Genomic DNA, 20,335 nt, shown 5'->3' on the forward strand with positions numbered 1-20,335 from the left:
GAATGTTGGTGGCTAACATTTTGCTGTGGCGTCGAAAACCGAACGGACCCGCGAGCGGCTGCTCGCGGTGGCTTTGGAGTTGTTCGTCGAGCAGGGCTATGACGGCACCAGCGCCGGCCAGATCGCCGCCCGGGCCGGAGTCACGGAGATGACCTTCTTCCGGCACTTCCCGACCAAGGCCAGCCTGCTCATCGGCGATCCCTACGATCCGGTGATCGGTACGGCGATCCGCGACCAGTCCTCGAGTCTGGATCCGATCAGCCGCGCCGCCCAGGGCATCCGCTCCGCGTGGCAGCAGCTTCCCACACCGGCGAGCATCGAAGTACGAAGCCGGCTCCGGATTGTCGCCCAGACCCCCTCGCTGCGGGCAGCCATGACCAGCGGCACGGCCGCGACCGAGGCAGTGATCACCGAGGCGCTCGTCGACGGCGGAACAGCACAACGCGAAGCCGCCATCGCGGCCAGCGCAGTGATGGCCGCACTCAATACCGCCTTGCTCGAGTGGAGCCTGGCCGAGGACGAGGAACTGGGGCAGGCGATCAACACCGCCCTGGACGTCCTGGTGAATCGCCATGGCTGAATACGCACTCGAGGCCTCCGGCTTGGCCCGTACCTTCGACGACGGCACCGGCGTACGGGGCGCTGATCTGCGAATCGCCCCTGGCGAGATCCACGCGCTGGTCGGACTGAACGGCGCCGGCAAATCCACCTTGATGCGCCTCCTGCTGGGAATGCTGAAACCTTCCGCCGGCACCGTCACGATCGCCGGACAGCCACTGAACCGCGCCAACTGGGCGAAGGTCGGCCACCTGGTCGAGTACCCGCTGGCCTATCGAGAACTCACCTGCCGGCAGAACCTCACCCTCAACGCAAGGCTGCATCGCATCCCCGCGGCCCGGATCGGCGGAATGGTCGAGTCGATCATCACCGAGCTCCGGCTCACCCAGTACGCCGACCGAAGGGCCGGGAAACTCTCCCTGGGCAACCGGCAACGACTCGGCCTCGCATCGGCGCTGCAACACGACTCGGAGCTGATCGTCCTCGACGAGCCGACCAACTCCCTCGATCCGTCGGGCGTGATCCTGTTGCGCGAGGCAATCGCGCGGCGGGCAGCGGCCGGAGCCGGCGTCCTGGTCAGCAGCCACCATCTCGACGAGGTCGCGCGGATCGCCGATCACATCCCGGTCCTGAACGCCGGCCGGATCATCGGCACCCTCGACCCTCACGGCGTGGACATCGAGCGCTCCTTCTTCGCCTTGGTCCACGCTGACCACGAGGCCAGGTCTTGACGCCCGCGCTGGTGACGGAACTGGTCAAGCTCAGCCGGGCAACGGTGGCGCGAGCGACCACGGTCATCCTGGTGCTCGGCATCAGCCTGATCTGCTCATCGATGCTGCTGGCAACCAACACCGCCGATCCACAGATCGCCGCGAAGCTCGGCCCACTGATCGACCCGGGTGGCTGGGCCGGCTACCTGACCGTCGCCGCGCAGGTGACCTCAGCCGGCGGTCTGCTCGGCTGCGGAGTGGTGCTGAGCTGGATCTTCGGCCGCGAGTTCGCCGACGGCACCATCACCGGACTGTTCGCCATCCCGATCTCCCGTCCGACCATCGCCGCTGCCAAACTGCTGATCTACCTTACCTGGTTGACGATCTGCAGTATCGCGTTGCTTACTGCCCTGCTCGTGTTCGGCCTGGCGTTCGGACTCGGCCCGATCCCCGCGGCGGCAGTACCAGCGCTGGGCCGCCAGTTCGTCCTCCTCGTCCTCACCGGTATCATCGCCCTCCCCGTCGCCTGGGCCGCCACCATCGGCAGATCGATCCTGGCCGGCATCGCCGTCGCCGTCGGCCTCCTCGTCCTGTCCCAGATCGCCGTAGTAGCCGGAGCAGGCCGATGGCTACCGTTCTCGATCCCAGCCCTCTGGGCGATCAGCGGTGGCACCGACGTCACCGCCGCCCGACTCGCCTTGGTGATTCCGATCGCGGCCGGCAGCGCAGTACTGGCGATGCTCTCCTGGCAGAAGCTCCAACTCGACCGCTGAGAGGTCTCGCTCAGTTCAGGTACCGGGCACTGACCAGACCTAGCGCCATGCCGGTCGCGATGAGGAGAGCGCCGAGAACGATGCGGAAACGCAGGACTGAGATCAAGCCCGCGATGGTGGCGGCCACGGCCACGATCCAGAGCAACAGTCCTGTGGGCACCGACAGATTTTATCCCCGGTTTACAGGGGTTTGAGACTTTCTCACAGGGTTCTAACACCGATTCGACGAAGACCCTGAGGCGGATGCATTCTGGCACGCGTGATCTCTCCAGACGAGTACGTCGTGCCTGCCACCGTCAAGGGGCCGCAGGAGGAATCGGCCGGTGGCCGTGGGCTGACGGGCTGGCTTCTGCAGCACCAGGTGCAGCCGGTCGGACCCGAGGCGAGCGAGGGACACGCGCCGCCGCAGGCCTGGTGGAAGGTGATGTGCCTGACCGGGGTCGACTACTTCTCCACGCTGTCCTACCTGCCCGGGATCGCAGCCCTCGCCGCCGGCGCGCTGTCCCCACTGGCCACCTTGCTCATTGTTGCCCTGACGCTGCTCGGCATGTTGCCGATGTACCGGCGGGTGGCCAAGGAGAGCCCGCACGGTCAGGGCTCGATCGCCATGCTCGAGAACCTGCTGCCGTTCTGGCGCGGCAAGATCTTCGTCCTGGTCCTGCTGGGCTTCGTGGCGACGTCCTGGATCATCACCATCACGCTGTCCTCGGCCGATGCGACCGTCCACCTGCTCGAAAACCCCTACACCCCGGACTTCCTGCACGGGCAAGAGGTCGCAGTCACGGTCGTACTGCTGCTGATCCTCGGCGGCGTCTTCCTGCTCGGCTTCAGCGAAGCCGTCGGCGTCGCCATCCCGTTGGTGGCGATCTTCCTGGCACTCAACGCGGCCGTCGTCGGTGTCGGCCTGTACGACGTCGCAACGGGCGCCGGCGCCTTCTCCCAGTGGATCGACGCGCTCACCGAGGGCGGCGGCGGGTTCGGCGGCATCGTCGGCCCGGCCATCGTCGCGTTCCCCCTCCTCGTTCTGGGGATGTCCGGGTTCGAGACCGGCGTCAGCATGATGCCGCTGGTCGCCTCCGACGGCGAGGACGCGAAGCAACGCCTGGCCAACCGGATCCGCAACACCAAGAAGCTACTCACCGCCGCCGCCCTCATCATGAGCGTCTACCTGCTCGCCACCAGCTTCATCACCACCGTGCTCATCCCGGCCGACGAGTTCAAACCAGGCGGCGAAGCGAACGGCCGCGCGATGGCCTACCTCGCCCACGAACACCTCGGCGAACTCTTCGGCACCGCCTACGACATCAGCAGCATCCTGATCCTGTGGTTCGCCGGCGCCTCGGCCATGGCCGGACTGATCAACATCGTCCCGCGCTACCTCCCCACCTACGGCATGGCGCCGGAATGGGGCCGCGCAGTACGCCCGGTCGTGCTCGTCTACACCGCCATCAGCATCGCGATCACCATCGCCTTCGGCGCCGACGTCGACGCCCAGGCCGGCGCCTACGCAACCGGAATCCTCGCCATGATGGTCTCCGGAGCCGTCGCCGTCGCCATCTCCGCCGGACACCGCCGGCAGCGCAAGGCAACCATCGCGTTCACCGTGCTCACCCTGATCCTGCTCTACGCCCTGGCCGAGAACATCCGCGAGAAACCCGACGGCATCGCCATCTCCGGCCTGTTCATCGCCGGCATCATCACCGTCTCACTGATCTCCCGGATCTCCCGCACCACCGAACTGCGCGCCGACCGGATCGAGTTCGACGACACCGCCCGCCAATTCATCACCGACTCCATCCGCAACGACGGCGCCCTCAACCTGATCGCCAACCGCCGCCAAGCCGGCGACGCCGCCGAATACACCGCCAAGGAAGCCGAGGTCCGCGCCATGGACCCCGTCCCCGGCCACGCCGACGTGATGTTCCTCGAAATCGACGTCGTCGACCCCTCCACCTTCAGCGACGTACTCCGCGTCGAAGGCATCGACATCGACAGCCACCGCATCCTCCGAGCCCAAAGCCCCGCCGCCCCCAACGCCATCGCCGCAATCCTGCTCACCCTCCGCGACACCACCGGCATACGGCCCCACTGCCACTTCGAATGGTCCGAAGGCAACCCACTGACCCACCTCCTGCGCTACCTCATCCTCGGCCGCGGCGACACCGCCCCCGTCGTCCGCGAGATCATCCGGCAACACGAACCAGACCCGGCCCAGCGCCCCGGCATCCACGTCGGCTGACGGTCGAACAACGTGATGCAGTACTCCGGCAGGCGCGCCAACGTCCGGGCCGACCAGTAGTGGATCGAACTGAATCACGTGGACTCCGACCTGCGCGAGCAACTCGCGCAGGTCATCCTCGTGGATCCGCAGCCAGCCCTGCCGCAGCGGTAGGGGTTCTGCGTTTGGTCAGCCAGGCCCACAGGACTCGTTGCAGGACCAAGGTTGCGACGCCCGCGCAGGTCATGCCCGCGAGGTTGATACCGAGCTGGGCGGCTGAGCCGCCGATCTGCTGCGGCGCCCACACCGCCAGCGAAAGCGCCAGGTCACCCGCGGCCGGAACGGTGGTGACCGAGATGAAGACACCCACCAGCGCGTTGGAGCGACCCGCGGTCTGCGACAGTACTCCGGCACATCCGGCCAGCACGGCCACCACTGCAGACCACTTGTCAGGGCGCCAGATGAAGCCGGTCAGCGGACGAGCCGCAGTCACGTCACTCGCATCGATCCAGCCCACTGCCCTGGCCACCAGGGCGGCCACCACGGTGAGGGCGATCGCCAGCAGGAAGCCCTTGGCAAGCAGCGTCAGCGCCCGCCAGGTCAAACCGCCCTTACGCAAGGCGATGCCAAGAGCGAGCGCCGCGACTACTCCGAACTCCGGCCCCACCACCATCGCACCCACGACCAGAATCGCGGAGTCGGTGATGACGGCGACCGCCGCGATCACCGTTGCCAAGGTCAAGAATGCGTAGAACGCCCATGAGCCCCGCGCCTCGGAGTACCCCTGGTCCACGACCGCGTCCCACACCACGGCGTCGTCTGGTGCCCCCGGCGCGGCTTGTTCGGTCTCCCAGGCGTTGCGTGATGGCGACGCATCGACCGCGGAGAGCGCAACGGCTCCGTCCTCGTAGATCCCGTCCGCTTTCAGCTGGGCGAGGATGTCGGAGGTTGCCTCCCGAGTGACATCGCAATGCACGACGTCCCCGGCAGGCCGCTTGGCAGCCCCAGGCAGTACGACGATGTTGGTGGCCCTGTCGTCACCGACCAGCGCCTTCACGATCAGGTCGGTACGGTCGCAAGGCACGATGAGCCGCAGATGCATCACCTGCCTATCATCGCCGACGCTGACAGGTGCGTGGTGAGGGCCCCGAACCTCAGTGTGGCTTGCGGGGACGGAATCGCGAGCGGAACTTCGAGTCGTACTCAAGGTGGACGTAGCCGGACGAGTGCACTCCGACCGCGACGCATCCCGCGACCAGGAATGTGATACCCGCGATGGGCGAGATGTGCCAGAAGCCTGCCGCGATGCCGGTGAACGCCGAACCTTCCGCGATCGCCTTGGCCGCCGAGACGGCTAGTGACCTGCTCGGCCGGCGACGAAACTCCTCCTGCCGATTCAGCACCAGAAGCGCGGCGAGCAACGGGATCGAGACAGCGAACGCGACGACGCAGATCGTCGCCGACAGATCGAGAGAGCTCTCGGTAAGGAACGGCTGCACCATGACCAGGCCGGCCGCCGCCAGCCCGCTGTAGATCAGGTTGGACTGCCGGATCCATTCCCCCTGGGTCGCGGGATCGGCGGCGGCATCCGCGGCCTCTTGCTTGATGCGCTCCGCCGCCTCGACCTCAGCAAGATGCGCCGGGTCCATCACATACTCCTCGTCCTCTTTCATCCGCTCATCCTCCCGTACCCAGGTGGCTCATGGTTCGAAGCGGTAGCCCATGCCTGGTTCGGTCAGGAGGTGTTGGGGGCGGGCGGGGTCGGCTTCGAGCTTGCGGCGGAGTTGTGCCATGTAGAAGCGAAGGTTGCCGCTGGCCGTCTCGTATCCCAGTCCCCAGACTTCGGTCAGCAACTGGTTCTGGGACAGGAGCTTTCCCGGGTGCCGGGCGAAGACCTCGAGTAGGTGCCACTCGGTCGGGGTCAGGTGGACGTCACCGCCGGCAGCCTCGCGCACCTTCTTGGCGGCCAGGTCGATCTGGAGGCCTCCGATCGAGAAGACCGGCTCGTCGGGGACCGCGTTGCTGCGCCGCAGTACTGCGCGGAGCCGGGCCAGCAGCTCGTCGATGCCGAACGGCTTGGTCATGTAGTCGTCCGCGCCCGCGTCGAGCGCGTCGACCTTGTCGGTGCTGTCGGTGCGTCCGGACAGCACCAGGATCGGCGCCATGGTCCAGCCGCGGAGTCCACGGATCACGTCGACACCGTCGAAGTCGGGCAGGCCGAGATCGAGGATGACCAGATCCGGCGGGTACTGACCGGCTGTCGACAACGCGGCCGAGCCCCGATCCGCCGTGTGCACCTCGTACCCCCGCGCCTTCAGATTGATCTCCAGGGCACGAACGATCTGTGGCTCGTCATCGACCACCAGAACCCGGGTCACGCGCCTTCCTCCGTCCGTGAGGTCCGCTCCCGGCTACCAGGCACAGGATCGTCATCGGTCCGGCCCGACGCTTTCGGGATCGAGACGACCATCGTGAGGCCTCCGCCCGGTGTGTCCTCCGGCTGTACCGTCCCCCGCATCGCCTCGGTCAGCCCGCGCGCCAACGCCAGCCCGAGTCCAACTCCCGTCGTGTTGTCCGTGTCCCCCAGCCGCTGGAACGGCGCGAACACCCGATCGCGATCGGGCTGCGGGATGCCCGGTCCCCGATCCACGACTCTGATCTCCACGAAGTCTCCCAAGGCGCTCGCCGTCACGAGCGGTGGCTGTCCGGGCGGCGAGTACCGCAGAGCGTTGGCGAGCAGATTCACCAGCACCCGGTCGAGCAACGCCGGATCGGCCTGTACCAGCGGCAACGTCGGTGGAATGTCCACCGTGACCTCACCGGCCGCATCCCCCAGCTCGGCCAGGGCACCCGGCATGATCTCGTCGAGCGCCAACGGGCGTGTGAAGACCGCCAGTACCCCGGCCTGCAGGCGACTCAGGTCGAGCAGGTTCTCCACCAGCCGAGTGAGCCGGTCCAGCGACTCGTCCGCAGTCTCCAGGAGTTCATCCCGTTCCTCGTCGGTCCACTCGACATCCGTACTGCGCAGGCTGGTCACCGACGCCTTGGCCGATGCCAGGGGTGAGCGCAAGTCGTGTCCGACGGCTCGGAGCAACGCAGTACGGAGTTTGTCGGCCTCGGCCAACGGCTTGGCCTCCGCCGCGGCCTCACTCAACCGGGCACGGTCGACCAGCGCCGCGGCGTGGGCCGCGAAGGCGCCGACCAGCCGTCGCTCATCCGCGGCGAGCTGTCGCCCCTGCAGCACCAGCACGAGATCGTCACGGGCCGGGATCTCCGCGTCACCGTCCTCCGGTCGCCGGCAGGTCGGCGTACCGGCTCCAGCGAGCGGTCGCCAGAGCTCGGTCATCTCGTCGTCGACCCGCTCCATCAGGCACGCGCCCGTCATCCCGAACGCCTCCCGCACTCGCTCCAGCAACGCGGGCAGGGCGGTCTCGCCTCGCAGTACAGTGCCTGCCAGCGTGGCCAGGGTCTCCGACTCCGCCGTCGACCGGGCCGCCTGCCTGGTACGCCGGGCCGCCCGGTCGACCACCGAGCTCACCAGGGTTGCCACCAGGATGAAGATCGCCAGCGCGAGTGCGTTGTTCGGCTCGGCGATGGTGAAGGTCCGGACCGGCGGGGTGAAGAAATAGTTCAGCACCACGGTGCCGGCGACCGCCGTCAGCAGCGCCGGCCACATCCCGCCGACGAGGGCGACCACCACGACGGCGAAGAGGAACGCGAGCACGTTGCTGGTCAGGTTGAGCGTGTCGCCACCCAGGTCCAGAATCACAGCCAGCAAAGGCGGAAGCAGCACAGCGAGCGCGAAGCCGTACATCAGCCGCCGGCGCGACAGACTCCCCTGCCGCCGCGGCAGCCGACCGCGGCCGATCTCCGAGTGAGTGACGATGTGGACGTCGATGTCGCCTGAGTCCCGGATGGTGGTCGCGCCGATCCCGGGCCCGGTGAGCAACGCGAGAAGTCGGGACCTTCTGCTGCCGCCGAGCACGAGCTGGGTGGCGTTCTCCGCGCGGGCGAAGGACAGGAGCGCGTCCGGGACGTCGTCACCGACAACCTGGTGATAGCTGCCACCGAGACTCTCCACGAGCCTGCGCTGTTGGGCCAGAGCGGTTGGGTTCGCCCCGGTGAGTCCGTCCGAGCGAGTGATGTGGACGGCGAGCAGGTCCCCGCCGGACGAGCGAGCCGCGATCCGGGCGGCGCGACGGATCAGAGTCTCGCCTTCCGGTCCGCCGGTGAGCGCCACGACGACCCGCTCTCGCGCCTCCCAAGTCGAGTCGATCTCATGCTCCGCGCGGTACTGCTGCAGACCCGCATCGACCCGGTCGGCAAGCCAAAGCAACGCGAGCTCACGCAGAGCCGACAGGTTGCCGACCCGGAAGTAGTTGCCTAGGGCAGCATCGATCTTGTCCGCCGCGTAGACGTTGCCGTGGGCCATCCTGCGACGCAGCGCCTCCGGCGTCATGTCCACCAGTTCGATCTGGTCCGCCGCCCGGACCACCCGATCCGGCACGGTCTCGCGCTGCGGTACGCCGGTGATCTTCTCGACGACGTCGTTGATCGACTCCAGGTGCTGGATGTTCACCGTGGAGATGACGTCGATCCCGGCGCTGAGCAGCTCGTCGATGTCCTGCCAGCGCTTCTCGTTGCGGCTGCCCGGGACGTTCGTGTGCGCCAACTCGTCGACCAAGGCAACCTCGGGACGGCGCGCCAGCAGCCCATCCAGGTCCATCTCGGTGAAACTCGCACCGCGATGGTCGAGGATGCGCCGTGGCATCACCTCGAGACCGTCGAGCATGGCGTCGGTGTGGGCCCGGCCATGCGTCTCCACAAACCCGACCACGACATCCGTACCACGGACAACTCTTCGTTGCCCTTCACCGAGCATCTTGTACGTCTTGCCGACCCCCGGTGCCGCACCGAGGTAGATCCGCAGATGCCCGCGACCACTCCTGCTCATGCTCTCGATCGTTTCTGTCAGGCTCAGTTCAGCGCGGCCAGCGCGCTGTTGAGCTTCACCACGTTGACGTGCGGTTCACCGAGGAACCCCAGCGTCCGGCCCTGGGTGTTCTCCTTGACCAACTGTCGCACCTTCGCCACATCGAGGCCGCGCTCCCGGGCGACCCGGTTGACCTGCAGCGCGGCGTACGCCGGGCTGATGTGTGGGTCGAGTCCGCTGCCGCTGGCCGTGATGGCATCCGCCGGCACCTGGGACGGGTCGACACCTTCGAGCGCGGCCACCGTCTTCCGGCGTTCCTCGATCAGCGCCAGCAGGTCGGCGTTGTTCGGCCCGTACTGCGATGCCGCGCTGCCCATGGCGTCGTAGCCGACCGCGGACGGCCTGCTCTGGAACCACAGCGGGTCGGCCACCATCACCGGTTCGCCGTCGGCGTCGACCTCGGGCTTGCCGTCCTTGACCGCCTGCCTCGTGTAGGCCTGGCCGATCAGGTCGGATCCGACGTCCTTGCCGTTGACCTGGACGATGGAGCCGTTCGCGTTGTCGTGGAACAGCGCCTGCGCCGTACCGGTCATCGCCAGCGGGTAGACGATTCCCAGCGCGATGGTCAGCACCGCCATGGCCCGGATCGCCACCCCGAACTGCCGAACGGAGCCGGGGAGATTGCTAGCCATTGTTGTGAGCCTTTCTGGTCGTCATGGCGGTCAGCGGATTCCGGGGATGAGGGAGATCAGCAGATCGAGGAGTTTGATCCCGACGAACGGCGTGATCAGCCCGCCGACGCCGTAGATCAGCAGGTTGCGCCGCAGCATCGCCGACGCCGAGGACGGCTTGTACTGCACTCCGCGCAGCGCCAGCGGTACCAGCGCCACGATCACCAGCGCGTTGAACACGATGGCCGACACGATCGCCGATTCCGGTGAGTGCAGCTGCATGATGTTGAGCTTGTCCAGGCCCGGGTACGCCGTCGCGAACAGGGCCGGCAGGATCGCGAAGTACTTGGCCACGTCGTTCGCGATCGAGAACGTGGTCAGCGATCCGCGGGTGATCAGCAACTGCTTGCCGATTTCAACGATTTCGATCAGCTTGGTCGGGTTGGAGTCGAGGTCGACCATGTTGCCGGCCTCCTTCGCTGCCGACGTCCCACTGTTCATCGCGACCCCGACGTCGGCCTGCGCGAGCGCCGGCGCGTCGTTGGTCCCGTCGCCGGTCATCGCGACCAGCCGGCCACCCTCCTGCTCCTTCTTGATCAACGCCATCTTGTCCTCGGGCGTCGCCTCGGCCAGGAAGTCGTCGACCCCGGCCTCCTCGGCAATCGCCTTCGCGGTGAGCTGGTTGTCGCCGGTGATCATCACGGTCCGGATGCCCATGGCCCGCATCTGGTCGAACCGTTCCCGCATGCCGGGCTTGACCACGTCCTTCAGGTGGATGACACCCAGTGCCCGCGCCATCCCGTCGTTGCTGTCAGCAACCACTAGCGGCGTACCACCGGAAGCCGAGATGCCATCGACGACCTCGCCCAGCGCAACATCGCTCCGACCGCCCTGCGCGGTGATCCAGTTGTTCACCGCACCGGCCGCGCCCTTGCGCACCTGCCGGCCATCCACGTCGACACCGCTCATCCGCGTCTGCGCGGTGAACTCCACGAACGTTGCCTGCGGCAACTCGCCGGTGTGCCGCTCCCGCAGCCCGTACTTCGACTTCGCCAGCACCACGATCGACCGGCCCTCGGGCGTCTCGTCGGCCAGACTGGACAACTGGGCCGCATCGGCCAGCTCTGTCTCGGTCACGCCGGCCAAAGGGATGAACTCGGCCGCCTGCCGGTTGCCCAAGGTGATCGTGCCGGTCTTGTCGAGCAGCAGCGTGTTCACGTCACCGGCCGCCTCGACCGCCCGGCCGGACATCGCCAAGACGTTGCGCTGCACCAGCCGGTCCATGCCCGCGATACCAATTGCCGACAGCAACGCACCGATCGTGGTCGGGATCAGGCAGACCAGCAACGCGACCAGAACGACAATGCTCAAGTCCGCCTTGGCATAGGCCGCGAAAGTCGGCAAGGTCACCGTCGCCATCAGGAAGACAATGGTCAGGCTCGCGAGCAGGATGTTCAGGGCGATCTCGTTCGGCGTCTTCTGCCGCGAAGCACCCTCGACCAGCGCGATCATCCGATCGATGAAGCTCTCCCCCGGTCGGGTGGTGATCTTCACGACGATCCGGTCCGACAGCACCTTCGTACCGCCGGTCACAGCACTCCGGTCACCGCCGGACTCCCGGATCACCGGCGCCGACTCGCCCGTGATCGCCGACTCGTCCACACTGGCGACACCTTCGACGACGTCACCATCACCGGGAATGATCTGCCCAGCCTCGACGACCACCAGATCCCCGAGTTGCAGCGAGGCAGCCGGCACTTCCTCTTCGCTGAGCCGATCCGGGGACAGCTTCCGAGCGGTGGTCTCGGTCTTCGCCCGCCGCAGCGTCGCGGCCTGGGCCTTGCCCCTGCCTTCGGCAACCGCCTCGGCCAGGTTCGCGAAGATCACGGTCAGCCACAGCCAGACCACGATCCACCAGACGAAGACGCTGGAGTCGGTGACGGCGAGGATCGTCGACGCGACCGCGCCGACCTCGACCACGAACATCACCGGGTTCTTCACCATCACCCGCGGATCGAGCTTGCGCAAAGCGTCCGGCAGAGAGGTCAACAGCATCTTCGGATCGAACAGCCCCGAGGCCGCCTTCTTGGGAGTTACCGCCGCCTGGGGTACGGGCGGCTTGGTCAAAGTGGTCACAGTCCCTCCGCGAGGGGTCCGAGAGTGAGGGCGGGGAAGTAAGTCAGGCCGGTGACGATCAAGACGACGCCGACGAGCAGCGCCACGAACAAGGCCTTGTGAGTGGGCAATGTGCCTTCGTTGACGGGGACAGGTTGCTGCCGGGCAAACGATCCGGCCAGTGCCAGGACCAGCACCATGGGCAAGAACCGGCCGAGCAGCATCACGATGCCCAGAATCGTGTTGTAGAAGGGCGTGTTGGCACTCAGCCCACCGAAGGCACTGCCGTTGTTGTTGCCGGCCGAGGTGAACGCGTACAGCACTTCGGAGAAGCCGTGCGGGCTGCCGGTGTTGAAGATCGACGCCCGGGCCGTCTCGAGACCCATCGCCAGCGAGGTCCCGACCAGCACGAGCGTCGGCGTCGCCAGGATGTACAGCGAGACGAGCTTCATCTCCCGTGCGGTGATCTTCTTCCGCAGGTACTCCGGGGTGCGGCCGACCATCAGACCAGCCACGAACACAGCCAGTACTGCGAGCACGAGCATCCCGTAAAGACCTGATCCCGTGCCTCCGGGACTGACCTCGCCCAGCATCATGTGGAAGAGCGCAGTACCGCCACCCAACGGGGTGAACGAGTCGTGCGCGGCGTTGACCGCTCCGGTCGAAGTACCGGTGGTGGAGGAAGCGAAGAGGGCTGACGCCCACTCGCCGAAGCGGGTCTCCTTGCCCTCCATCGCGGCCCCCGCTGCCTGGGTCGCAGTACCGGCGCCCTGGTTCTCGAAGAACGTGGCGGCGAAGGTGAACGCGGCCCACAAGGTCGTCATCACGCCGAGGATCGCGTAGCCCTGCCGCTTGTCCTTGACCATCAGGCCGAACGTGCGGGTGAGACAGACCGGGATGAGCAGCAGGATGAAGATCTCGAACAGGTTCGAGAGGCCGTTGGGGTTCTCGAACGGATGGGCGGAGTTGGCGTTGTAGTAGCCGCCGCCGTTGGTACCGAGCTCCTTGATGACCTCCTGGCTCGCCACCGCGCCACCCGGGATCGTCTGCGTCTGGCCGACGACCGAGGTGACCTCATGACCGCCGGACAGGTTCTGGACGACACCCATCGCGACCAGCGCCAGGCCGCCGATGATTGCTATCGGCACCAAGATCCGGAGCAGGGTCCGGATCAGATCGACCCAGAAGTTGCCGAGCCGGTCCGTCTTCGACCGGGCGAAACCGCGGATCAGCGCGATCGCGACGGTGATCCCGACGGCCGCCGAGACGAAGTTCTGGACCGCGAGGCCGGCGAACTGGACCAGGTGGCCCATCGTCACCTCGGGCGAGTAGGACTGCCAGTTGGTGTTCGCGACGAACGAGGCGGCGGTGTTGAAGGCCAGCCCCTGCTCCACGTTCGGCAGGCCGTTGGAGAACGGCAGATGACTCTGCAGCCGCTGCACCAGGTACAAGAAGACGATGCCGACAGAGGAGAACGCGAGCACCGAGCGCGCGTACACCGACCAGGTCTGGTCTGCCTTGGAGTCGACGCCCAGCAGTTTGTAGGTGCCGCGCTCGATCCGGGAGTCCTTGTCCGTGGTGAAGACGTGGGCCAGGTACCCGCCCAGCGGCCGGTAGACGGCCGCCAGGAGCGCGACGAGAAGGCCGACCTGGAGCAGGCCGGCTGCGGTGTCGGACATCAGAACCTCTCGGGGAAGATCAGCGCGGCGACGAGATAGAGCACCAGCGCCGCGGCCACCACGAGTCCGGCGATGTTCTCGGCGCTCACAGCTTCTCCACCCCTCGCAGCGCGAACCAGACAACCGCGAACGTGACTACACACAGGGCGAGGTACACGACATCCTTCATGACCGGCCCCACCCCTCGACTAGAGAACTCATGGGACCACTCGACACCCTCCGCTGACCTGTCAGCAGCCTTCTCGCAGACCTCTCACGTCCACTCGCGCACTTCTCACACAACTCTCACAGCCACGCCCGATTCCCGGTGATTGAATGCAATGGTGAACCTGACCGAAGGCGTTGCGAGGCACCGCACGGCCGTCATCACGGCGGCAGTCGCCACACCCCTGGCGACCTGCGCGCTCCTGGCTGCCTTCCACGACGAGCTCAGCATCGCCACCGAGGTACTCGTCGTCGTGCTGGTGGTGGTCGCAGCCGCCAGCACGGGGATCCGGGTAGCCGGACTCGCCGCAGCGGTCTCAGGTGGGGTCTGGTTCGACTTCTTCCTGACTCAGCCTTACCATCCTCGGGATGCCTGCTGAAGCTGCTGATTTGTTACCGGAGCTGGCACGGCGACTGGTTCGCACGGTGTTCGGTGCGCGTGCGACCGAACCGCGGCCGCTGGCGGCAGGTGCCTGGTCTCAGGCGTTCGAGCTGACTGCCGACGGTGCAGAGGTGGTACTGCGAATCGGCTCGCACGGCGCAGACTTCGCCAAGGACGAGATCGCCGCCCGCTTCACCGGCCCCGACTAGCCCGTGCCAGCAGTGCTGACCAGAGGCATGATCGAGGTTGGCACTATGCGATCACCGCCCGCACGTACGGGATCGGCTTTGACGACCTGTCCGCCGCTGATCCCGTGACTGCGACCAGCGGCGCCCAACCGACCACGGCCTTCGCAAGCGCACGTGGAGAGCCGAGTTGGCCGAAGGCACCGTCTTCTCGTCCGTGGACAAGCCCTGGGTGCCGGTGCACTCTGGAGTTTCAGGGGAATGTCATCGCGTTGACGGGGAGATGATCGAGCGATGAGTACGGACAGTTCCGGCCGGTCGTTTGCCGAGTACCTGAAGGACGCGCCGCTTGCACCGGACAGGTCGGCACAGATCATCCTGACCGGCGAGGTGCGACGGTCAGCGGACGACAGCAAGTTCGTCTTCAGTTCCCCGGAATCCGGGACACTCGAGCTCGATGTCGCCGCCGTCGTGGAATTCGAGCCGCTGGACGGCGGACAGACCAGAATCACGCTGAACGCGGCCTCCGTCCGCGACGCCGCGGCCCGCCGGGGGTCCGGCGAGGGTGGACGGGTGCCGTTTGTGATGGCCACCCCGCATCGTGCGTCGGCTGCTTCCATCCGGGCGCAACTCCGGCGGGCCGAGATGAGCGCCGCGATCCTCGATGTCGAGACGGCCTTCATCAAGGATGTGTGGGGAGACGGCGAGACGACGGATGCGTTCTTCGATGTCCCCGTCGACCAGACGCTCCCGTTCTGAGCTGCCGAACCGGCGCCGCCGCGGGCAAGATTCACCAGATCGATGATTCTCGTCAGCTCGGCGCCGGGAGACGGCCATGCCGAAGTGGTCCTGAAAGCGCTCAGCGACCAGGGCGCGCGGTGCCGTCTCCTCGATCTGTCGCTGTTCCCTTCCCGCATCACCTTGACCGCTCGATACCCCAGGGACGCCGGCGGGAACGGCGACCCGCGTTTCGAACTGCGCTTTTCCGACGGCGCGATCCTTGACCTGGCAGAGGTCAGCGCAATCTGGTGGCGACGCCCACAGTCGTACCGGATTTCTGCCGAGATCACCGACGCCGCGATACGCCACTTCGCGTTGAGTGAAACCCGCACGGCGGCGGCCGGTATCTGGCAGGCAACGACCTGCCTGTGGGTCAATCATCCGGTCAACGACACTGCCGCCGCCCACAAACCCTGGCAACTGGCGACCGCGCGGGAAGCGGGACTGACCCTGCCGGACACGTTGATCACCAACGATCCCGAAGCAGCCACGTCGTTCTGGGAGACCCATGCCGGAAACGTCGTCTCGAAACCGTTTCGCCAAACCCGTGGCGCCTGGCGGGAAACCCGGGTGGTACTCCCCGAGGACATCTCGGCGATCGACGCCGTTCAGCTCACCCCGGTCCTCTTTCAGGAGTTGGTCAAAGGGATCGCAGACCTTCGGGTCACCGTGATCGGCGACCAACTCTTCGCGGCAGCCGCGGCGCTGGACGATGCGAGCTACTCCGTCGACATTCGCTTCAACCCGGGAATCGCCTACAAACCACACGTTCTTCCCGACGACGTGACCGCGGCGATCTTCCGGCTCATGCACACGCTGGGCCTGGAGTACGGCGCCATCGACCTGAGACTCACCCCCGACGGCCGCTACGTGTTCTTCGAGGTCAATCCCGCCGGCCAGTTCCTGTACGTCGAGCACTCATCTGGCCAACCGATCACCTCAGCCCTCACCGCCCACCTCCTCCGAGCCGAACCAACCCGGCAGCCCCACAAGTAGCAGCGCTGCCCCTGCGCCGTTGCCACACTCCGTCCGGTGAGTAGCAGTAGTGGATCTCCTGCGCTGACCCAAGACGGTATAGCTACATCGCCGCTCTGGGCCGCCTTCCGATGCTCCAGCGCCATCCTGGTTGGCGACCGGCCCGGCGGGACCTGGACCTTCGATCGGGGAGTGCGATGGGACCGAGCCGCGGCAACGTCAGCAGCGCGTCGGCCGATTCGTCGTCCGGGTTGCTCCGGATGTACCGGTCCGGACTCACGCCGGCGACCTGGATCCGCGGCCCACGACTCCCATCCGGCTCGCCGACGTAGGCGATGCCGGCACCCTGGTCGAGCCATCGGATGAGATCTTCGATCGAGCTGTCTTCCAACCCACCGTGAGGATCCGCCCACTCAACGCGAGCGATACCACGCAGGTCATCGCGCTCCTGCAGCATAGCGACCGCAGTAACCGTCACCGCCGAGTAACTAGCAAGGCTCATCGACTGACACGCGCCTCCTGGTATACCAACCCTCGCATCGTGGCACTCTCCTCGCCGACCCGGAAGGGCCAGACCACCCAGCGGACACTCCCGCCGCCCGGCTGGAGTGTCATAGTGACCCCGGGTCGGGATCAGCGATCACCAAAGTCTGGATGCGTTGCAGGACCGTCCGCGCAGAGTTGCCCGATGCGCGCCGAGTCCTCGCCGGGCCTTTCGTTGCCCTGAGCCCCCACGACTAGCCCGGGCCTCTTGGCGCCACCGGAAGCTCCTTCTCGACGCGGGGTCTTGGCACCACAAGCGCTACAACTTCGTCGCCTGCGGCAACAGGAGCGACCATCCGTTGCCGTTCGCAAGCAGCCGGTCACCGTTCAGCCTGCCGGCCCGGGCCGGGAGTGCGTGGCACTGTTCGAAGGTCATCGCCGTGGCTACCCTGACCCTTGGGGGGAAGCCCAGATGAGCAAACCGACGATCCTGACCGTCGACGACGATCCCATGGTGTCCGCCGCGATCGCCCGCGATCTGCGAAACCGTTACGGCGACGACTACCTCGTCGTGCGCGCGAACTCGGGCGCACAAGCCCTTGCGGTACTGACGAAACTCGCGCTGCGGAACCAGCCGGTCGCGCTGATCGCCGCCGACCAGCGCATGCCGGAGATGACCGGTATCGAGATGCTCGAGCAGGCCGGCGCCCATGCACCCGGCGCGAAGTACCTGCTACTCACGGCGTACGCCGACACCGATGTCGCGATCAAGGCGATCAACGACATCGGCCTCGACTACTACCTGCTCAAGCCGTGGGACCCGCCCGAGGAGCGGCTGTATCCGGTCATCGAGGACCTGCTCGACGACTGGCGGCAGGCCAACCCCGACCACACATCCGACGTACGGGTGGTCGGCAACCGGTGGTCCGACCGTAGCCACGAGATCAAGACTTTCCTCGCACGCAACTACGTGCCCTATCGCTGGTACGACGTCGAGCGCGATCCCGAGGCTCAACGGCTGGCGCAACTCGCCGAAGCGGGAAGGACGGACCTGCCGCTGGTGCTGATCCCCGATGGCGACACCCTCCGCTCACCGTCGACTCTCGATCTCGCGGGAGCACTCGGCCTCCGTACCACTGCGCAGCAGCCCCTGTACGACGTGTGCATCGTCGGGGGTGGTCCCGCGGGCCTGGCGGCTGCGGTGTACGCGGCATCCGAAGGGTTGAGCACGGTCATCGTCGAGCGCGAGGCGCCGGGTGGACAGGCCGGGCAGAGCGCGGCGATCGAGAACTACCTCGGGTTCCCCAAGGGACTGACCGGCTCGGATCTCGCCCAGCGGGCGGTCGCCCAGGTATCGCGGTTCGGCGCGGAGATGGTGCTTGCTCGCGCGGTGGTCGGCTTCGAAACCAGAGGCCCGGTGCATGCCGTACTGGTCGAGGGCGGGGGCGAGATCGAGGCCCGCGCGGTGATCGTGGCCACCGGGGTTTCGTACCGCCGGTTGGAAGCGCCCGGGCTCGAGGAGCTCACCGGCTGCGGCGTGTACTACGGCGTGAGTGCCACTGACGCGAGACAGTGCGAGGGCGACGACGTCTATCTCGTCGGCGGAGCCAACTCGGCGGGCCAGGCCGCGCTCAACCTGGCGCGCTACGCCAAGAAGGTGGTCCTGATCGTCCGGGGTCCCTCGCTCGAGGCCACGATGTCGCGGTACCTGATCGACAAGATCGCGTCCACTCCCAACGTCCAGGTGCGACGCCGTAGTGAGGTGGCGGCCTGCCGTGGCGACGGGCACCTCGAGACCATCACCGTCGCCGACCGGGACACCGGCCACTCCGAAGAGCTGCCGACGAGCTGGTTGTTCGTCTTCGTCGGCGCCTCGCCACGGACCGAGTGGCTCGGCCCGGATGTCGTGCGCGACGCCAAGGGGTTCGTGGTGACAGGCCAAGAGCTGCTCAGCCACGACAAGGCCTGGCGGTTGCCGCGGGCCCCCTTCGCGCTCGAGTCGAGTGTGCCCGGCGTCTTCGCGGCCGGCGACGTACGACTCGACTCGATGAAGCGAGTCGCCTCCGCGGTCGGGGAGGGCGCTATGTCGGTCTATCTCGTGCACCGCTATCTGGCGACGGTATGAGCCATGCGTGTCGACGATCTCCGCGGACTCGGCCTTTTCGCCGGGCTGAGCGACGCGCAGTTGGGGGAATTGCTCGAGGGCGGCGACGAAGTACGGATCGAGCCCGGGATCAAGCTGTTCACCGAGGGTGAGCACGCGGACCACTGGTGGGTGCTGGTCGAGGGCGCGATCGAACTGTCGAGGCACGTCGGCAGGGAGGACACAGTGGTCGGCCGGATGGACGTGCCGGGCCGCTGGGCTGGTGGGTTCAGGGCCTGGGACGAGCGAGGGGTCTATCTCGCGTCGGGGCGGGGAGTGCAGGAGGGCCGCGTACTGCGGGTGCCGGCGCCGGTACTGCGTACGCTCACCGACGCCTGGTTCCCCTTGGGCGGTCACCTGATCAACGGGGTCTACGGGACCGCACGATCCATCGAGGCGACCGCGCGGCAACGCCAGTCCCTGGTGACGCTCGGAACCCTTGCCGCGGGCCTCGCCCACGAGATCAACAATCCCGCTGCGGCCGCGACGCGAGCCGCGGACGCGCTCGAGGCTGTCTGCCAGACGCTGATCTCCTCCCTGAACCGGCTGGCCCAAGGGGAGATCTCGGCCCCGCAGCTGACCGCGCTCGACAAACTCCGCCGCGAGATCCAGCCGGCCGCGGCCGGGCTCGACCCACTGGACATCGCGGATCAGGAGAACGCCATGGCCACCTGGCTCGGGCGTCATGGGGTGGAACGTGATTGGGTGATCGCCCAGCCGCTGGCCGCGGCCGGGGTCGACGTCGCCTGGTGCGAGCGGGCGGCCGCAGTACTGGATGCAGACAACCTCGAACCAGGCCTGGACTGGGTAGCGAGCACGTTCGCCGCGACCACGTTGCTGTCCGAGGTAAAGGAGTCGACCCGGCGCATTTCGGACCTGGTCGCGGCCGTCAGGTCGTACTCCCAGATGGACCGCGCGTCCCTGCAGCCAACCGACGTGACCCAAGGACTCGAGAACACCCTGACGATGCTCGGCCACAAGCTCCGCGACGGGATCTCGGTGGTCCGCGAGTACGGCGACCTCCCGCGGATCGAGGCGTACACCGGTGAGCTCAACCAGGTCTGGACCAATCTCATCGACAACGCCGTCGACGCGATGAAAGGCTCCGGCACTCTGCGCATCCACACCTTTGCCGAAGGCAACAAGGTCGTCGTCGAGCTCACCGACACCGGCGAGGGAATGCCACCAGAAGTCGCCGCCCGGGCCTTCGAACCCTTCTACACCACCAAGGACGTCGGCAAAGGCACCGGCCTCGGCCTGGACATCGCCCAACGCATCATCGTCGAACGCCACAACGGCTCCATCACCATCACCTCAACCCCCGGCGAAACCACCCTCCACGTCCAAATCCCCATCCACCAGAAGACCACTTCCTGATCACCAGAGGTCATGAAGCGCCTCCTGCAGCAGCAGCCGCGACAGACACCTGCCTAGCGGCACGCCGACCGACAGCAGTGCGGGTGTCGACCCGACCCCGGCCCGCCACCATGCTGTCGGCGCACCGGAGACGGTGCAGGCGACGCTCT

20 protein-coding genes are annotated in these 20,335 nt (G+C 67.0%); 10 read left to right on the forward strand and 10 right to left on the reverse strand.

What is annotated here, in order from left to right; translation table 11 throughout:
• Positions 1-25: 25 nt before the first annotated feature.
• The 3 genes from ACQPYM_RS23210 to ACQPYM_RS23220 are packed head-to-tail and all read left to right on the forward strand — an operon-like array spanning position 26 to position 2,041.
• Positions 26-580, forward strand: a complete 555-nt coding sequence (locus ACQPYM_RS23210; protein WP_433003417.1) for a TetR/AcrR family transcriptional regulator — start codon at positions 26-28, stop codon at positions 578-580.
• Positions 573-1,289 (forward strand): ABC transporter ATP-binding protein, encoded by a 717-nt coding sequence (locus ACQPYM_RS23215; protein WP_433003420.1) that lies wholly within the window; start codon positions 573-575, stop codon positions 1,287-1,289. Before ACQPYM_RS23210 ends, ACQPYM_RS23215 begins: the two co-directional genes overlap by 8 nt.
• 11 nt (positions 1,290-1,300) lie before the next feature.
• On the forward strand, positions 1,301-2,041 hold the full coding sequence (locus tag ACQPYM_RS23220) for an ABC transporter permease (RefSeq protein ID WP_433003422.1): 741 nt from the start codon (positions 1,301-1,303) through the stop codon (positions 2,039-2,041).
• A gap of 10 nt (positions 2,042-2,051) precedes the next feature.
• Here ACQPYM_RS23220 and ACQPYM_RS23225 read toward each other — a convergent pair whose 3' ends face one another.
• On the reverse strand, positions 2,052-2,201 hold the full coding sequence (locus ACQPYM_RS23225) for a hypothetical protein (protein ID WP_433003425.1): 150 nt from the start codon (positions 2,199-2,201) through the stop codon (positions 2,052-2,054).
• A gap of 99 nt (positions 2,202-2,300) precedes the next feature.
• Between ACQPYM_RS23225 and ACQPYM_RS23230 the strand changes: the two genes are divergently transcribed.
• The gene (locus tag ACQPYM_RS23230; protein ID WP_433003428.1) at positions 2,301-4,280 is read left to right on the forward strand and encodes an amino acid transporter; all 1,980 of its coding nucleotides are present in this window, start codon (positions 2,301-2,303) and stop codon (positions 4,278-4,280) included.
• A 112-nt stretch (positions 4,281-4,392) separates the two neighbouring features.
• Here the strand turns inward: ACQPYM_RS23230 and ACQPYM_RS23235 are convergent, their stop codons facing one another.
• The 8 genes from ACQPYM_RS23235 to kdpF all read right to left on the reverse strand — a co-directional run bounded on the left by ACQPYM_RS23235 (position 4,393) and on the right by kdpF (position 13,746).
• Entirely contained in the window at positions 4,393-5,361 is a 969-nt protein-coding gene (locus tag ACQPYM_RS23235) for a DUF389 domain-containing protein (protein ID WP_433023363.1), read from the reverse strand.
• Positions 5,362-5,413: 52 nt separating this feature from the next.
• Positions 5,414-5,932: a hypothetical protein gene (locus ACQPYM_RS23240; RefSeq protein ID WP_433003431.1), complete on the reverse strand. Its 519-nt coding sequence runs from the start codon at positions 5,930-5,932 to the stop codon at positions 5,414-5,416.
• A 27-nt stretch (positions 5,933-5,959) separates the two neighbouring features.
• A complete protein-coding gene (locus ACQPYM_RS23245) occupies positions 5,960-6,637 on the reverse strand; it encodes a response regulator (protein ID WP_433003434.1) in 678 nt (225 codons plus the stop codon).
• Positions 6,634-9,183 carry a DUF4118 domain-containing protein gene (locus ACQPYM_RS23250; protein ID WP_433023365.1) on the reverse strand — a complete coding sequence of 850 codons (2,550 nt, stop codon included), beginning with the start codon at positions 9,181-9,183 and terminating at the stop codon, positions 6,634-6,636. The genes ACQPYM_RS23245 and ACQPYM_RS23250 overlap by 4 nt, the downstream gene beginning before the upstream one ends.
• A 53-nt stretch (positions 9,184-9,236) precedes the next feature.
• The gene (gene kdpC / locus ACQPYM_RS23255) at positions 9,237-9,884 is read right to left on the reverse strand and encodes a K(+)-transporting ATPase subunit C (protein ID WP_433003436.1); all 648 of its coding nucleotides are present in this window, start codon (positions 9,882-9,884) and stop codon (positions 9,237-9,239) included.
• 30 nt (positions 9,885-9,914) lie between these two features.
• Complete coding sequence (gene kdpB / locus ACQPYM_RS23260; protein WP_433023367.1) at positions 9,915-11,918, reverse strand: potassium-transporting ATPase subunit KdpB; 2,004 nt, start codon at positions 11,916-11,918, stop codon at positions 9,915-9,917.
• Between the two features lie 77 nt (positions 11,919-11,995).
• Positions 11,996-13,657, reverse strand: a complete 1,662-nt coding sequence (gene kdpA / locus ACQPYM_RS23265) for a potassium-transporting ATPase subunit KdpA (protein ID WP_433003439.1) — start codon at positions 13,655-13,657, stop codon at positions 11,996-11,998.
• Positions 13,657-13,746, reverse strand: coding sequence for a K(+)-transporting ATPase subunit F (gene kdpF / locus ACQPYM_RS23270; RefSeq protein ID WP_130442715.1), 90 nt, complete (start codon positions 13,744-13,746; stop codon positions 13,657-13,659). Before kdpF ends, kdpA begins: the two co-directional genes overlap by 1 nt.
• 234 nt (positions 13,747-13,980) lie before the next feature.
• Between kdpF and ACQPYM_RS23275 the strand changes: the two genes are divergently transcribed.
• The 4 genes from ACQPYM_RS23275 (at position 13,981) to ACQPYM_RS23290 (ending at position 16,204) form a co-directional block, all read left to right on the forward strand.
• A complete protein-coding gene (locus ACQPYM_RS23275) occupies positions 13,981-14,241 on the forward strand; it encodes a DUF4118 domain-containing protein (protein WP_433003442.1) in 261 nt (86 codons plus the stop codon).
• On the forward strand, positions 14,231-14,452 hold the full coding sequence (locus ACQPYM_RS23280) for a hypothetical protein (protein ID WP_433003445.1): 222 nt from the start codon (positions 14,231-14,233) through the stop codon (positions 14,450-14,452). Before ACQPYM_RS23275 ends, ACQPYM_RS23280 begins: the two co-directional genes overlap by 11 nt.
• Positions 14,453-14,722: 270 nt before the next feature.
• On the forward strand, positions 14,723-15,187 hold the full coding sequence (locus ACQPYM_RS23285; RefSeq protein WP_433003448.1) for a hypothetical protein: 465 nt from the start codon (positions 14,723-14,725) through the stop codon (positions 15,185-15,187).
• Positions 15,188-15,229: 42 nt separating this feature from the next.
• Positions 15,230-16,204 carry an MvdC/MvdD family ATP grasp protein gene (locus ACQPYM_RS23290; protein WP_433003451.1) on the forward strand — a complete coding sequence of 325 codons (975 nt, stop codon included), beginning with the start codon at positions 15,230-15,232 and terminating at the stop codon, positions 16,202-16,204.
• A gap of 82 nt (positions 16,205-16,286) precedes the next feature.
• Here the strand turns inward: ACQPYM_RS23290 and ACQPYM_RS23295 are convergent, their stop codons facing one another.
• Positions 16,287-16,685, reverse strand: coding sequence for a DUF3892 domain-containing protein (locus tag ACQPYM_RS23295; RefSeq protein WP_433003454.1), 399 nt, complete (start codon positions 16,683-16,685; stop codon positions 16,287-16,289).
• Positions 16,686-17,138: 453 nt separating this feature from the next.
• Here ACQPYM_RS23295 and ACQPYM_RS23300 point away from each other — a divergent pair, with 453 nt between their 5' ends.
• Together ACQPYM_RS23300 and ACQPYM_RS23305 are read left to right on the forward strand one after the other, a co-directional pair.
• Positions 17,139-18,791 carry an FAD-dependent oxidoreductase gene (locus ACQPYM_RS23300; RefSeq protein WP_433003457.1) on the forward strand — a complete coding sequence of 551 codons (1,653 nt, stop codon included), beginning with the start codon at positions 17,139-17,141 and terminating at the stop codon, positions 18,789-18,791.
• Between the two features lie 3 nt (positions 18,792-18,794).
• Positions 18,795-20,186, forward strand: a complete 1,392-nt coding sequence (locus tag ACQPYM_RS23305; protein ID WP_433003460.1) for a sensor histidine kinase — start codon at positions 18,795-18,797, stop codon at positions 20,184-20,186.
• The last annotated feature ends 149 nt before the right edge of the window (positions 20,187-20,335 follow it).

The organism is Kribbella sp. CA-294648 (assembly GCF_050943845.1).
Lineage (GTDB): Bacteria > Actinomycetota > Actinomycetes > Propionibacteriales > Kribbellaceae > Kribbella.